We start from the raw sequence: 14,528 nt of genomic DNA, 5'->3' as shown, positions 1-14,528 counted from the left end.
CCCTCCGCAGGCATCATGTGGAGGAGGCGCTGTGAGCAGCGACCCGTGGGGCCGCGTCGACGAGACGGGGACCGTGTACGTGCGTACGGCCGATGGCGAGCAGGTCGTCGGTTCCTGGCAGGCCGGCTCCCCTGAGGAGGCGCTGGCCTACTTCGAGCGCAAGTACGAGGGCCTGGTTGTCGAGATCGGCCTCCTCGAGAAGCGAGTGCAGACCACCGACCTGTCGGCCAAGGACGCCCAGACCGCCGTCGGCCATCTGCGGGAGCAGATCGACGCGCACCACGCGGTCGGCGACCTGGACGCGCTGCGTGCCCGGCTGGACAAGCTGGTCGGGACGGTCGAGGCACGCCGTGAGGAGCGCAAGGCGCAGCGCGCCCGGCAGGCGGACGAGGCCCGGCACGCCAAGGAGGCACTGGTCACGGAGGCCGAGGAGCTGGCCCGTTCCGATCAGTGGCGGGCGGCCGGGGAGCGGCTGCGGGCGCTGGTGGACACCTGGAAGGGGCTGCCGCGCCTGGACCGCAAGTCCGACGACGAGCTGTGGCACCGCTTCTCGCACGCCCGGTCGGCGTTCTCCAAGCGGCGCAAGGCGCACTTCGCGCAGCTGGACGCGCAGCGCGAGGACGCACGCAAGGCCAAGGAGCGGCTGGTCGCCGAGGCCGAGGCACTGTCGGGCTCGACGGACTGGGGCCCCACCTCGGCCCGTTACCGCGAGCTGATGACGGAGTGGAAGGCCGCCGGCCGTGCCCAGCGCGAGCACGAGGACGACCTGTGGAACCGCTTCCGCGGTGCCCAGGACGTCTTCTTCGCCGCCCGCAGCTCGGTGTTCGCCGAGCGGGACGCCGAGCAGGCGGAGAACCTGAAGCTGAAGGAGGAGCTGGCCGGAGAGGCCGAGAAGCTCCTGCCGATCACGGACCTGAAGGCCGCCCGCGCCGCCTTCCGCTCGATCAACGAGCGCTGGGAGACCATCGGCCATGTGCCGCGCGACGCCCGTCCGCGGGTGGAGGGTCGGATGCAGACGGTCGACCGGGCCATCCAGGAGGCCGAGGAGGCCGAGTGGCGCCGGACGAACCCGGAGGCGCGGGCCCGTGCCGAGGGTCTGACCGGTCAGCTCCAGGCCGCCGTGGACAAGCTGCGGGGGCAGATCGAGCAGGCTCGCGCCCAGGGCAACACCTCCAGGGCCGACAAGCTCGAGAAGGAGCTCGAGGGCCGCCAGGCGCTCCTGGACCAGGCCCTGAAGGGCCTCCAGGAGTTCGGCGGCTGAAATCCGGTCCGCCTGGATCCGGCGACGCTTCCACGTACGGCTGAGGGCCCCCGTAGCGCCTACGGGGGCCCTCAGCCGTTCTCTGTACTTGTTCTTTCCCGCGCCTGTCCGGGCTTGTCCGGTGCGGTGGCCTACGCCCGGCTGCGCGCCGACGTGACCCGGTAGACGTCGTAGACGCCCTCCACGCCCCGTACGGCCTTCAGGACGTGCCCCAGGTGCTTGGGGTCGCCCATCTCGAAGGTGAAGCGGGAGGTGGCGACGCGGTCGCGGGAGGTCTGGACGGCCGCGGAGAGGATGTTGACGTGCTGGTCGGACAGGACGCGTGTGACGTCCGAGAGCAGACGGGAGCGGTCCAGGGCCTCGACCTGGATGGCGACGAGGAAGACCGAGGACTGGGTGGGTGCCCACTCGACGTCGAGGATCCGCTCCGGCTCACGCGACAGTGACTCCACGTTGACGCAGTCACTGCGGTGAACCGATACGCCACTACCCCGCGTGACGAAGCCGATGATCGGGTCGCCAGGGACCGGAGTGCAGCAGCGGGCCAGCTTGACCCACACGTCGTCGACGCCCTTGACGACGACACCAGGGTCGGCGCTGGAGCGGCGCTTGCGGCCGCGTCCGCGCGAGGGCGGCACACTCTCGTCGATCTCCTCGGTGGCCGCCTCCTCGCCGCCGAGCGCCTGCACCAGTTTCTGCACGATGTTCGGCGCGGAGACGTGACCCTCGCCGATCGCCGCGTACAGCGCGGAGATGTCCGAGTAGCGCATCTCGTGCGCGAGGGTGACCAGTGAGTCGCCGGTCAGGATGCGCTGGATCGGCAGGTTCTGCTTGCGCATCGCGCGGACGATGGCGTCCTTGCCCTGCTCGATCGCCTCGTCCCGGCGCTCCTTGGAGAACCAGGCCCGGATCTTGTTGCGGGCGCGCGGGGACTTGACGAAGCCGAGCCAGTCGCGGGAGGGGCCGGCGCCGGCCGCCTTGGAGGTGAAGACCTCCACCAGGTCGCCGTTGTCCAGGGTCGACTCCAGCGGAACGAGCCGGCCGTTGACGCGTGCTCCTATGGTGCGGTGGCCGACCTCGGTGTGAACGGCGTACGCGAAGTCCACCGGGGTGGCGCCGGCCGGGAGCGCTATGACGTCGCCCTTGGGCGTGAAGACGAAGACCTCGTTGCGGGACAGGTCGAAGCGCAGCGACTCCAGGAACTCGCCGGGGTCCTCGGTCTCCTTCTGCCAGTCCAGCAACTGCCGCAGCCACGCCATGTCGTTGATGGCGCCCGCGTCCTTGCCGGCCTTGCCGGCGGGCTTCGGCGCGTCGGTACGGACCTTGGAGGCGCCGGCGACGGCCTCCTGCTTGTACTTCCAGTGCGCGGCGATGCCGTACTCGGCGCGGCGGTGCATGTCGAAGGTGCGGATCTGCAGCTCGACCGGCTTGCCGTTGGGGCCGATGACCGTCGTGTGCAGCGACTGGTACATGTTGAACTTGGGCATCGCGATGTAGTCCTTGAACCGGCCGGGGACCGGATTCCATCGCGCGTGCACGGTGCCGAGGGCGGCGTAGCAGTCGCGGACCGTGTCGACAAGGACGCGGATGCCCACCAGGTCGTAGATCTCCGCGAAGTCACGGCCGCGGACGATCATCTTCTGGTAGACGCTGTAGTAGTGCTTGGGCCGGCCGGTGACGGTCGCCTTGATGCGCGCGGCGCGCAGGTCGGCCTGGACCTCGTCGGTGACGATCGCCAGGTACTCGTCGCGCTTGGGGGCGCGTTCGGCGACGAGGCGGACGATCTCGTCGTACATCTTGGGGTAGAGGATCGCGAAGGCGAGGTCCTCCAGCTCCCACTTGATGGTGTTCATGCCCAGCCGGTGGGCGAGCGGGGCGTAGATCTCGAGCGTCTCGCGGGCCTTCTTCTCCTGCTTCTCGCGCTTGAGGTAACGCATGGTGCGCATGTTGTGCAGGCGGTCGGCGAGCTTGATGACCAGGACGCGGGGGTCCTTGGCCATGGCGACGACCATCTTGCGTACGGTCTCGGCCTGCGCGGCCTCGCCGAACTTGACCTTGTCCAGCTTGGTGACGCCGTCGACGAGCAGGGCGACGGTGTCGCCGAAGTCGCGGCGCAGCTGGTCCAGGCCGTACTCGGTGTCCTCGACGGTGTCGTGCAGCAGCCCCGCCATCAGCGTGGCCGGGTCCATGCCGAGTTCGGCGAGGATGGTGGTCACGGCGAGCGGGTGCGTGATGTACGGGTCGCCGCTCTTGCGCTTCTGACCGCGGTGCCAGCGCTCGGCGACCTGGTAGGCGCGCTCGATCTGGCGCAGGGTCGAGTTCTCGATCTTCGGATCGTTGCTGCGCACTATCCGCAGCAGCGGCTCCAGCACCGGGTTGTACGGGTTGGCGCGCTGCACGCCGAGACGGGCGAGGCGGGCACGGACGCGGTTGGAGGAGCCGGAACGGCCGGGCTGGCCGACGGAGGGGCGCACGACGGGCGGCGGCGCGGGACGCTCGGGCGGGGCCGGCTTGGGGCGCGCGGCCTCGGTCGACTTGCCGACGGGGGCGGACTGGGCGTGCTCGACCGTCCCACGGGTGTCGCTCTTCGCGTGCGACGCGGGCTTCGCCGCGGGCGCCGAGGCGGACTCGGGCTTGGCGGCGGTCAGTGGCTGGGCCTCGTCTGGCAAGAGGACTCCTCGTGCGCGATCCGGGTCCCCCGGTCAGGCTCCGGAGCCCCCATGGTAGCGATCCAGAGCTCCAGGATCCCCTCCAGCCTGATCGAAGGACCGTTTACGGGACAAACACACAAGACGGACATGAGATTCCGGTACCCCCGTTTCAAGCCCCCGCACAGCCGGACGCCGCCCGTGTAGGGATTCCGAAGTCCCACCGGCCGGGACCTGGGCAGAGCCCCCAGGGCAGGGTCTCCCCGCGCCCCGGTTTCCCGGCCAGGCGGCCGGGAAACCGGGGCGCGGGGGGCGGAGCCGGCGCCTGGGGTTGGGCGAAGCCCGGGACGCCCCTCACACCCACGGAGTCGAGCAGGCGGCCGGCATAGCCCGAAGGGCACAGGGGTGCCGAGACGGGCACGCGGCCGGGAGACCGGGAGCGCAGGGGGCGGAGCCGCCGCCAGAGTCTGGGGCGAAGCCCCAGGACGGGCCCCCAACCGAGACTGGCGGCCGGTCGGTAATCCGAAGGGCACAGGGCCCCGAGACGGCAGCGCGGCCGCGAACCCGGGGGCGCAGGGGGCGAAGCCCCGCCGGGGTCTGGGGCGAAGCCCCAGAGGCGGGACCCTCCCCACCCACCGAGACGGGTGGGCGGGCGGGCGGAGCCGGGGCGCGGCCCCGAGAAGTGGGGGGGGGGGGGGCCACCCCCCCCCCCCCCCCCCCCCCCGGCCGGGGGGGCCCCACCCCCCCCCCCCCCCCCCCCCCCCCCCCCCCCCCCCGGCGGGGCCCCCCCCCCCCCCCCCGGGGGGGGGGGGGGGGGGGGCGGGGGCGGGGGGGGGGGGCGGGGGGGGGGGGGGCGGGGGCCCCCCCCCCCCCCACCCCCTCGCTCAGAGGCGGAGGAGCGCCTCCAGCGGCGCCCCCGACAGCGCCGGCTCCAACCGCGTCCGCCCACCGAGAAACCCGAGTTCCATCAGTACCGCCACACCGGCGACCTCCGCCCCCGCCCGCCGGATGAGCTGGATGGACGCCTCAGCGGTACCCCCCGTCGCGAGCACGTCGTCGACGACGAGAACACGGTCCCCCGCGCTCAGGTCCTCCGCGTGGACCTCGATCTCCGCCGAGCCGTACTCCAGGTCGTACGCCTGGCTCAGCGTCGCTCCGGGGAGCTTGCCCGCCTTGCGCACGGGGATGAAGCCGAGGCCCGCGCGGAGCGCGACCGGGGCGCCGAGGATGAAGCCGCGGGCCTCCAGGCCGACGACCTTCGTCGCCCCCTCCCGGGTGCCGACCTCCGCCAGCGCGTCCGTGAGGACGGTGAACGCCGCCGGATCCGCCAGGAGCGGGGTGATGTCCTTGAACATCACCCCCGGCGACGGATAGTCGGCCACATCACGGATGCGGCTGAGCAGCAGTTCCTGGACGTCGGTCATCGTCGCTTCCCCGAGGGTCGGCCGCGGCCCCGGCCGCGGGAGGCGGGCTGGTTGCGCGGGCCCACCACGGCGGGTGTGGCGTCCTCCGGGTCCTCCGGCTCGTCACCGGCGGTGACCCCGTCGGACTCCGCCTCCAGGGGCTCGCCCTGCGCCGCCGCCTGCGCCCGCTTGGCGAGCACGCGCTTCTTGAGGGCCTTCATCTGCGGCTCGAGTTCCTTGAGGTCGGCGACGAGCGGCGTGGCGATGAAGATCGAGGAGTACGCACCGGCCGCGAGGCCGACGAACAGCGACAGCGAGATGTCGTTCAGCATGCCCGCGCCGAGCACACCGCCGCCGATGAACAGCAGGCCCGCCACCGGCAGCAGCGCCACCACGGTGGTGTTGATGGAACGGATCAGCGTGCCGTTGATCGAGCGGTTCGCGATCTCGCTGTACGTCCAGCGGGTCTGCCGGGTGATGTCCTTCGTCTGCTCCTTGAGGCTGTCGAAGACGACGACCGTGTCGTAGAGCGAGTAACCGAGGATCGTCAGCAGACCGATCACCGTGCCGGGCGTGACCTCGAAGCCGACGAGGGCGTAGACGCCGGTGGTGATCGTCAGGTCGTGGATCAGCGCGACCAGCGCGGCCAGCGCCATGCGCCACTCGAAGGCGATCGCCAGGTAGATCACGACCAGGATCATGAAGATCGCCAGGCCCTGCCAGGCCTTGTTGGCGATCTGCTCGCCCCAGCTCGGACCGACCAGGTCGGCGTTGATGTGCTCCGGATTGACCTTCAGGTCCTTGGCCAGGTCTTCCTTGATCTGGTCGGACTTGCCGGTCTCGATGCCGGCGATCTGGATGCGCAGGCTGCCATCACCGAGCTTCTGGACGATCGACTCCTGGCCCGAGGCGTTGTGGGCGAAGTCCTCGGCCTGGGCCACCGACGCGCTCATGTGCTTCGGCGTGGTGAAGACCGCCCCGCCCTGGAACTCGATGCCCATGTTCAGGCCGCGCACCGCCAGGCCCAGGATGGCCGTGATGGTGATCAGGATCGAGATGCCGTACCAGATCTTGCGGTTCTTGATGAAGTCGTAGCCGACCTCGCCATGGTGCAGTCGGGCGCCGAGGTTGCCGAGCTTGGACACCTCACGCCTCCTTCGTCTCGATGGGGGCGGAGGGACGGCGGGTGCGGCGCAGCGGAGGCTTGGCACCCAGGCGCTTGGGGTCCAGACCGGACCAGCTGTGCCCACTGGAGAAGAACTGGCGGCGGGCGAGGATCGTCATCAGCGGCTTGGTGAACAGGAAGATGACGACCACGTCGAGCACCGTGGTCAGGCCGAGCGTGAACGCGAAGCCCTGCACCTTGCCGACGGTCACGATGAACAGCACGGCGGCGGCCAGGAACGACACGAAGTCCGAGACGAGGACGGTGCGCCGGGCCCGCGGCCAGCCGCGCTCCACGGCGGGGCGCAACGAACGGCCCTCGCGGATCTCGTCCCTTATGCGTTCGAAGAACACGATGAACGAGTCCGCGGTGATACCGATCGCGACGATCGCGCCGCAGACGGCCGGCAGGTTCAGCGCGAAGCCGATGGTCGGGCCGAGCAGCGACATGAGCGTGTAGGTGAGGATCGCGGAGACCAGCAGGGAGGCGATGGCGATCATCGCCAGTCCGCGGTAGTAGACCACCAGGTAGATCACGACCAGGGCGAGGCCGATGGCGCCCGCGATCAGACCGGCGTGCAGCTGCTCACCGCCGAGCGCGGCGGTGACGGTGGTGACGCTGTCCTCCTTGAAGGTCAGCGGCAGCGCGCCGTAGGACAGCATGTTGGCGAGGCTCTGCGCCTCCTCCTGGGTGAAGCGGCCGGAGATCTCCGCGCTGCCGCCGGTCAGCGCCTGGCTGACGTACGGGTCGGAGACGACGTCGCCGTCCAGGACGATGGCGAACTGGTTCTGCGGCGAGGGGTTCTTGGCCAGCTTGCCGGTGATGTCGGCGAACTTCGTGGCGCCCTTGGAGGTGAACTCCATGGTCACGGTCCAGCCGGAGCCGGTCTGCGTGTTGAAGACGGCGTCCGCCTTCTTGACGTCGGTGCCGTCCACCTCGGCGGGGCCGAGCAGGTACTTCTGCCACTGACCCTGGGAGCCCTGGCCGCAGGCGACGGTCGACTCGGTGGGCAGCACGCCCTTGCCGGCGGTGGCGCGCACGCCCTGCTTGCTGCAGTCCAGGGCGGCGTACTCGGCCTGGAGCTTGCTGTTCGCGTCACCGGAGCCGCCGCTCGGGGACGGGGCGGCGCTGGCGGGGGCCGACGGGCTCGCCGAGGCGTTCGGGCTGGCCGGGGAGCCGCTCGCGGACGGGGTGGCGTCCGCCTTGAGGGCGTCGGTGACCGGGCGGCCCTGCTTGGTCTCGGTGGCCGAGGGAGTCGGGGAACCGGAGGGGGTCGCCTTGCCGGTGGACTTGTCGCTCGCCTTGTGGGAGGTGCTGGGCGACGGCTCGGCCGGGGCGGCACCGCTGATGTCGGTGGCGAGGACCGGACGGAAGTACAGCTTCGCGGTGGTGCCGACCTGGTCCCGGGCCTGCTTGGAGTTGGTGCCCTTGGGAATGTTGACAATGATGTTGTCATTCCCCTGGGTCTGGACCTCGGCCTCCGACACACCGAGACCATTGACACGGCGTTCCATGATGTTGACGGCCGTGTCCATGTTGGCCTTGTTGATCGCGGATTCCTGACCGCGCTCCGGGACCGCCCGCAACGTGATGCTCGTACCGCCGGCCAGGTCGATACCCAGGCGCGGAGCGGTGTTGCCGGTGACGAACATGCCTCCGGTGAGCGCCACGATGGCGATCAGAATGAGGGCCAGCGAGCGCCCCGGCTTGCTCTGGGCGCTCGCACTGCGTCCCTTTTTGGATACAGCCACCTTTTAGTTACTCCCTCTCGGGCCGTCCCGCGCCGGGTGAGCTCGGCGACGGCCATCACATGGTGTCGGAATCCCGCGCGAAGTGAACGCGTCCCAGGGCGCGCGCAGGTCGTGCCGCGCGCCCTGGGTGGTGACTACTTCGCCTCGGAGTCGCCGTCGGTCTTCTTCGGCTCGTCCTCCGCCTTCGCCTCGGCCGCGTCGGCCGGCTCCTCGGCCGCGTCCTTCTTGCCGAGGTCGACGGGCTTGTCGTCGGAGGCGCCGTCGGTGTCGGCGGACTCGTCGGTACCGGTGAGGGAGGAGGCGTCGTCGGGGACGAGGTCGGCGTCGGACTTCAGGTCGTGCTCGACGCCGTGGACGATGCGGTTGTACTCGTCGTCGCTCAGGACGGTCGCGATCGCGTTCTTGGCGAACAGCAGCTCGACGCCCGGGCCCGCGTCGAGGAGGACCGTGTCGTCGTTGACCTCCTTGACCGTGGCGTACATGCCTCCGATGGTGCGGATACCACTACCGGGCTGCATCTGGTCGCGCATTTCCGCGGCCTGCTGCTGCTTCTTCTTGGCCGACCGGGTCATCAGGAACATGGCCCCGATGAGCACGATGAACGGGAGGAGGGTCACGAGACTCACGGGTCGGAACTTCCTTCACACGACCGCGATGGGGAGCGGCCTGATTGGTTGGGGGTATGTGTACTGCCTACAAAGGCGGCATCGGCGGAGTCTAGGCGAGTCCGCATGCAAGGAACAACGCTCAGCATGACACCTGGGTTCCTCCCCGGGCCAATACCTCAGCCCTCACGCCCCGAACAGGCCCTGTTGTCCGTTTCCCGCAGCTGACGAGCCGGGCGGGGTGAGGCCGAGGTGTGCCCAGGCGGCGGGGGTGGCGACACGGCCGCGCGGAGTGCGGGCGAGCAGGCCCTCGCGGACGAGGAACGGCTCGGCGACCTCCTCGACGGTCTCGCGCTCCTCCCCCACGGCGACCGCGAGCGTCGACAGGCCGACCGGACCGCCGCCGAAGAGCTTCAGCAGTGCCTCGAGGACCGCCCGGTCGAGCCGGTCGAGGCCGCGGGCGTCGACCTCGTAGACCGCCAGGGCCGCGGCGGCGATCTCGCGCGTGATGGTCCCGTCCGCCTTGACCTGCGCGTAGTCGCGGACGCGGCGCAGCAGGCGGTTGGCGATGCGCGGGGTGCCCCGGGAGCGGCCGGCGATCTCGGCGGCGCCGTCGGTGTCGATCCGGACGTCGAGGAGGCTCGCCGAGCGGTGGACGACGCGCTCCAGCTCCGCGGGCCCGTAGAACTCCATGTGTGCGGTGAAGCCGAAGCGGTCGCGCAGCGGGGGCGGCAGCAGGCCCGCGCGTGTCGTGGCGCCCACAAGGGTGAACGGGGGCAGTTCGAGCGGGATGGCGGTGGCGCCGGGGCCCTTGCCGACGATCACGTCGACCCGGAAGTCCTCCATCGCCATGTAGAGCATCTCCTCGGCGGGCCTCGACATGCGGTGGATCTCGTCGAGGAAGAGCACCTCGCCCTCCTGGAGGGAGGACAGGATGGCCGCGAGGTCGCCGGCGTGCTGGATGGCGGGACCCGAGGTGATGCGGATGGGGGCGCCCATCTCGGCCGCGATGATCATGGACAGGGTGGTCTTGCCCAGGCCGGGGGCGCCGGACAGCAGCACGTGGTCGGCGGTGGCGCCACGCGCCCGGGCGGCGCGCAGCACGAGGTCGAGCTGTTCGCGGACCTTCTCCTGGCCGATGAACTCGCCCAGGTCCTTGGGGCGCAGGGCGGCCTCGACGGCCTGGTCCTCACCGTCGGCGGCGGATCCCACCAGCCGCTCCGCCCCGGGGCCGACGCGCTCCTCGGCGGCGGGCGTGTCGGTCGTGTCGTCCCAGTTCACTCACGTACTCCTGGCTCAGCGGGCTCGGTTCAGGGTCTGCAGGGCCGCCTTGAGCAACTGGCCCACCTGGGGCGTGCCGCCGGCGGCCTCGGCCCGGGGTGCCACGGCGGTCACCGCCTCGTCGGCCTCGCGGGTGGCGTACCCGAGGCCGATCAGCGCCGCGTGCAGCTGGTCGCGCCAGCCCTGGGTGACCGGTGCGCCGACGACGGGTGCGCCGACGGGCTCGCCGAGCCGGTCCTTGAGCTCCAGCAGGAGCTTCTGGGCGCCCTTCTTGCCGATGCCCGGGACGGCGGTGAGGGCCTTCTCGTCGCCGGTGGCTACGGCCCGGCGCAGGGCGTCGGGCGTGTGCACGGCCAGCATGGCCTGGGCGAGTCGCGGTCCCACCCCGCTGGCGGTCTGCAGCAGCTCGAAGACCCGGCGCTCGTCGTCGTCCGCGAAGCCGTACAGGGTCAGTGAGTCCTCCCGTACGACGAGGGAGGTGGCGAGCCTGGCCGGCCGGCCGAGGCGGAGCGTGGACAGCGTGTTCGGGGTGCACTGCACGGCCATGCCGACACCGCCGACCTCGATCACCGCGGCGTCGGGGGCGAGGGCTGCGACCGTGCCGCTGACGAAGGCGATCATGCCGTACGGCCTTTCGTTGTCGAGGGTTGTCCGGCCGCGTGCGCGGCGACGGCCTGCTGGAGCCGGTTCTGGGCGGGGGCTCGCCAGATGTGGCAGATGGCCAGGGCGAGAGCGTCGGCGGCGTCGGCCGGCTTGGGGGGCGCGGCGAGCCGCAGCAGCCGGGTGACCATGGCGCCGACCTGCGCCTTGTCGGCGCGGCCGCTGCCGGTGACGGCGGCCTTGACCTCGCTGGGGGTGTGCAGGGCGACCGGGATGCCGCGGCGGGCCGCGCAGAGCATCGCCACGGCGCTGGCCTGGGCGGTGCCCATCACCGTGCGCACGTTGTGCTGGCTGAACACGCGTTCCACCGCCACGTATTCGGGGCGGTGCTCGTCCAGCCACCGCTCTATCCCCTGCTCGACGGCGACCAGACGGTGGCTCAGGTCGGCGTCCACGGGGGTGCGGACGACTCCGACTCCGAGCATGGTCAGCGGCCGGCCCGCGACTCCCTCGACGACACCGACGCCGCAGCGGGTCAGTCCGGGGTCGACTCCCAGTACGCGCACGCGTGTCCCCTCCCCTCGTGACATGGTCGCGGTCCGTGGTGGTGATCTTTGCCTGACGCCAGGCTATCCGCTGCCACCGACAACGACGGCGGGCCGGCGGGAATGTCCCACCGGCCCGACATGCGTGCGGGGCGACCGCGCGATCCGCGGCGGCGTTACGCCTCGACCTTCTCCATGATCTCGTCGCTGACGTCGAAGTTGGCGAAGACGTTCTGCACGTCGTCGCTGTCCTCGAGCGCGTCGATCAGCCTGAAGATCTTCTTGGCGCCCTCCTCGTCCAGCTCCACCTGCATGGTGGGGACGAAGTTGGCCTCGGCGGAGTCGTAGTCGATGTCGGCCTCCTGGAGGGCGGTGCGGACCGCCACCAGGTCGGTGGCCTCGCTGAGCACCTCGAAGGACTCGCCGAGGTCGTTGACCTCCTCGGCGCCCGCGTCCAGGACGGCCGTCAGGACGTCGTCCTCCGACAATTCGCCCTTGGGGACGATCACGACGCCCTTGCGGTTGAAGAGGTACGACACCGAGCCCGGGTCGGCCATGGAGCCGCCGTTGCGGGTCATGGCGACGCGGACGTCGGAGGCGGCGCGGTTGCGGTTGTCGGTGAGGCACTCGATGAGCACCGCGACACCGTTCGGCCCGTAACCCTCGTACATGATCGTCTCGTAGTCGGCGCCGCCGGCCTCGAGACCACCGCCGCGCTTGATGGCCGAGTCGATGTTCTTGTTCGGCACCGACTGCTTCTTGGCCTTCTGCACGGCGTCGTAGAGCGTCGGGTTGCCGTCCAGGTCGACGCCGCCCATGCGAGCCGCGACCTCGATGTTCTTGATCAGCTTCGCGAAGAGCTTGCCGCGCTTGGCATCGATGACGGCCTTCTTGTGCTTCGTCGTGGCCCATTTAGAGTGGCCGGACATCTGCCTGTCTCCTTCGCGTAACCCGTCTGCGTACGAACGCAGGAATCCTACAAGGACTCCGGTGTCCGGTTCGCGCGCACCATGTCGACGAACAGGGCGTGCACACGGTGGTCGCCGGTCAGCTCCGGGTGGAACGACGTGGCCAGCGCGTTGTCCTGGCGGACCGCGACGATGTGGCCGTCGTGCTCGGCGAGCACCTCGGCCCCTGCGCCTACGGACTCGACCCAGGGGGCGCGGATGAAGACGCCCTCCACAGGATCTCCCAGAACGCCCTTGACGTCGACGGCGGCCTCGAACGACTCGTTCTGCCGTCCGAAGGCGTTGCGGCGCACGATCATGTCGATACCGCCGACGGTCTCCTGGCCCGAACGCGGGTCGAGGATCTTGTCGGCGAGCATGATCATGCCGGCGCAGGTGCCGTAGACGGGCATGCCGTCCCGCACGCGCGCGCGGAGGGGGTCCATCACTCCGAAGAGGACGGCCAGCTTGGAGATGGTGGTGGACTCGCCGCCGGGGAGGACGAGGCCGTCGACCTCGGCGAGCTCTTCGGGGCGCCGCACCGGCCTGGCCACGGCGTCCGCCGCGGCCAGGGCGATGAGGTGCTCCCGTACGTCGCCCTGGAGGGCCAGGACGCCAATGACGGGTGAGTCGGTCATGTACGTGGGGTCTCTCTGCGTGCGGTCCCTCGGAGCCGGCTCACCAGCCGCGGTTGGCGTAGCGCTCGGCCTCGGGGAGGGTGTCGCAGTTGATGCCGACCATGGCCTCGCCGAGGTTGCGGGACGCGTCCGCGATGATCTTCGGGTCGTCGTAGAAGGTGGTGGCCTTCACGATGGCGGCGGCGCGCTTGGCCGGGTCGCCGGACTTGAAGATGCCGGAGCCGACGAAGACGCCCTCGGCGCCGAGCTGGCGCATCAGGGCCGCGTCGGCGGGGGTGGCCACACCGCCGGCGGAGAACAGCACGACCGGGAGCTTGCCCAGCTCGGCGACCTCCTTGACCAGCTCGTACGGGGCGCGCAGCTCCTTGGCGGCGGCGTACAGCTCGTGGTTGTCGTAGCCGCGCAGGCGGGCGATCTCGTTCTTGATCTGGCGCAGGTGGCGGACGGCCTCGACGACGTTGCCGGTGCCGGCCTCGCCCTTGGAGCGGATCATCGCGGCGCCCTCGGCGATCCGGCGCAGGGCCTCGCCGAGGTTGGTGGCGCCGCAGACGAAGGGGGTGGTGAAGGCCCACTTGTCGGAGTGGTTGACCTCGTCGGCCGGGGTGAGGACCTCGGACTCGTCGATGTAGTCGACGCCGAGCGACTGAAGGACCTGGGCCTCGACGAAGTGGCCGATGCGGGACTTGGCCATGACCGGGATGGAGACGGCGTCGATGATGCCCTCGATCATGTCCGGGTCGGACATGCGGGCCACGCCGCCGTCCTTGCGGATGTCGGCGGGGACACGCTCCAGGGCCATGACCGCGACGGCGCCCGCGTCCTCGGCGATCTTCGCCTGCTCCGGCGTGACGACGTCCATGATCACGCCGCCCTTGAGCTGCTCGGCCATGCCGCGCTTCACACGGGCGGTACCGGTCTCGGGGGTCTGGGCGGAGTCGGAAATCGTGGTGGACACGGGTGACCTCACTTGTGGAGAAGAGGGTGTGGTGCGCCACCGAGGAAACGGGATTGGACCAGTCCACGGCAAGGGCCAATGGGAACCCGGTGGATCCTTTTCGCCCGGCACCGCCCGAAAGGGCGCCACTGGTTCGGGTCAGGCGGCCCGCTCCGCCAGGGCCGTCGGCGGCTCGTCGTCCATCTCGAAGGCCAGGGGGAACGGGGCGTGTCCGGCCAGCCGGAACCACCGCACCTTGCGGTGCTCGCGCAGCCGGCGGGCGGCTCCCACGGCGTCGTTGTGGAAGCGGCGGGCCATCGGCACCCTGCGCACGGCCTCGGTCAGCTCGTGCGCCGCCTCCTCTCCCCCGGGCGCCTCGCGCACCGCCTCGACCTGCTGGGCCTCGGCGAACACGGCCCGCAGAGCCTGACTCAACTCGCTCTCCGCGACCTCCCGTTGCTCCTCCTCGGCCTGCCGCGCGGCGTGCGCGGACTCGTACAGCACGATGGAGGCGGCCGGGTCCAGCACGCCGGAGGTGGCCAGTTCCTGCGCCACCGAGGCCCGCCGCAGCAACTGCGCGTCCAGCGCGGCCCGCGCCGCGTCGATACGGGCGTGCAGCCGGTCCAGCCGCCCGGCCGTCCAGCTCAGATACAGCCCGACGGCCACGAGCGCGACGACAATCCAGATGAGCGTTACGGTCACGGGCGGCAAGGCTACCGGGACGCACCGCCAGGACGGCCGGGGCCTTGC

At 70.9% G+C, this 14,528-nt stretch carries 13 protein-coding genes; 1 reads left to right on the top strand and 12 read right to left on the bottom strand.

Annotated features, from left to right (window positions below; genetic code table 11):
- Nucleotides 1-31: 31 nt before the first annotated feature.
- Complete coding sequence (locus ACFY3J_RS12365) at nt 32-1,261, top strand: DUF349 domain-containing protein (RefSeq protein ID WP_384175536.1); 1,230 nt, start codon at nt 32-34, stop codon at nt 1,259-1,261.
- Between the two features lie 131 nt (nt 1,262-1,392).
- On the opposite strand, the gene ACFY3J_RS12360 is transcribed toward ACFY3J_RS12365, so the two are convergent.
- The 12 genes from ACFY3J_RS12360 to ACFY3J_RS12305 form a co-directional block, all read right to left on the bottom strand.
- The gene (locus ACFY3J_RS12360) at nt 1,393-3,930 is read right to left on the bottom strand and encodes a RelA/SpoT family protein (RefSeq protein ID WP_384175534.1); all 2,538 of its coding nucleotides are present in this window, start codon (nt 3,928-3,930) and stop codon (nt 1,393-1,395) included.
- A gap of 863 nt (nt 3,931-4,793) precedes the next feature.
- A complete protein-coding gene (locus tag ACFY3J_RS12355; RefSeq protein WP_141362739.1) occupies nt 4,794-5,333 on the bottom strand; it encodes an adenine phosphoribosyltransferase in 540 nt (179 codons plus the stop codon).
- Entirely contained in the window at nt 5,330-6,457 is a 1,128-nt protein-coding gene (secF, locus tag ACFY3J_RS12350) for a protein translocase subunit SecF (RefSeq protein WP_390840832.1), read from the bottom strand. Before secF ends, ACFY3J_RS12355 begins: the two co-directional genes overlap by 4 nt.
- Before the next feature lies 1 nt (nt 6,458).
- Complete coding sequence (gene secD, locus ACFY3J_RS12345; RefSeq protein WP_390840831.1) at nt 6,459-8,228, bottom strand: protein translocase subunit SecD; 1,770 nt, start codon at nt 8,226-8,228, stop codon at nt 6,459-6,461.
- A gap of 134 nt (nt 8,229-8,362) precedes the next feature.
- Nucleotides 8,363-8,854 (bottom strand): preprotein translocase subunit YajC, encoded by a 492-nt coding sequence (gene yajC / locus ACFY3J_RS12340; protein ID WP_384175528.1) that lies wholly within the window; start codon nt 8,852-8,854, stop codon nt 8,363-8,365.
- Nucleotides 8,855-9,019: 165 nt separating this feature from the next.
- On the bottom strand, nt 9,020-10,114 hold the full coding sequence (gene ruvB / locus ACFY3J_RS12335) for a Holliday junction branch migration DNA helicase RuvB (RefSeq protein WP_384175526.1): 1,095 nt from the start codon (nt 10,112-10,114) through the stop codon (nt 9,020-9,022).
- Nucleotides 10,115-10,129: 15 nt separating this feature from the next.
- On the bottom strand, nt 10,130-10,735 hold the full coding sequence (gene ruvA / locus ACFY3J_RS12330; RefSeq protein ID WP_390840830.1) for a Holliday junction branch migration protein RuvA: 606 nt from the start codon (nt 10,733-10,735) through the stop codon (nt 10,130-10,132).
- A complete protein-coding gene (gene ruvC / locus ACFY3J_RS12325) occupies nt 10,732-11,280 on the bottom strand; it encodes a crossover junction endodeoxyribonuclease RuvC (protein ID WP_376398926.1) in 549 nt (182 codons plus the stop codon). Before ruvC ends, ruvA begins: the two co-directional genes overlap by 4 nt.
- Before the next feature lie 155 nt (nt 11,281-11,435).
- On the bottom strand, nt 11,436-12,188 hold the full coding sequence (locus ACFY3J_RS12320) for a YebC/PmpR family DNA-binding transcriptional regulator (RefSeq protein ID WP_384175522.1): 753 nt from the start codon (nt 12,186-12,188) through the stop codon (nt 11,436-11,438).
- A 47-nt stretch (nt 12,189-12,235) separates the two neighbouring features.
- A complete protein-coding gene (gene pdxT / locus ACFY3J_RS12315; RefSeq protein WP_384175520.1) occupies nt 12,236-12,844 on the bottom strand; it encodes a pyridoxal 5'-phosphate synthase glutaminase subunit PdxT in 609 nt (202 codons plus the stop codon).
- Between the two features lie 40 nt (nt 12,845-12,884).
- Nucleotides 12,885-13,799: a pyridoxal 5'-phosphate synthase lyase subunit PdxS gene (gene pdxS / locus ACFY3J_RS12310; RefSeq protein ID WP_361412753.1), complete on the bottom strand. Its 915-nt coding sequence runs from the start codon at nt 13,797-13,799 to the stop codon at nt 12,885-12,887.
- Between the two features lie 138 nt (nt 13,800-13,937).
- Nucleotides 13,938-14,480 carry a hypothetical protein gene (locus ACFY3J_RS12305; RefSeq protein WP_384175517.1) on the bottom strand — a complete coding sequence of 181 codons (543 nt, stop codon included), beginning with the start codon at nt 14,478-14,480 and terminating at the stop codon, nt 13,938-13,940.
- Nucleotides 14,481-14,528: the final 48 nt, after the last annotated feature.

It is taken from the genome of Streptomyces sp. NPDC001231 (assembly GCF_042896885.1).
Lineage (GTDB): Bacteria > Actinomycetota > Actinomycetes > Streptomycetales > Streptomycetaceae > Streptomyces.
The sequence above is the reverse complement of the archived record's forward strand: the minus strand, read 5'-3'. Positions and strand labels throughout refer to the sequence as shown.

Bases quoted from the DNA above. Each gene is read 5' to 3' on its own strand.
- ACFY3J_RS12355 (WP_141362739.1), bottom strand. From the start codon at position 5,333: ATGACCGACGTCCAGGAACTGCTGCTCAGCCGCATCCGTGATGTGGCC.
- ruvA (WP_390840830.1), bottom strand. From the start codon at position 10,735: ATGATCGCCTTCGTCAGCGGCACGGTCGCAGCCCTCGCCCCCGACGCC.
- ACFY3J_RS12320 (WP_384175522.1), bottom strand. From the start codon at position 12,188: ATGTCCGGCCACTCTAAATGGGCCACGACGAAGCACAAGAAGGCCGTC.
- pdxT (WP_384175520.1), bottom strand. From the start codon at position 12,844: ATGACCGACTCACCCGTCATTGGCGTCCTGGCCCTCCAGGGCGACGTA.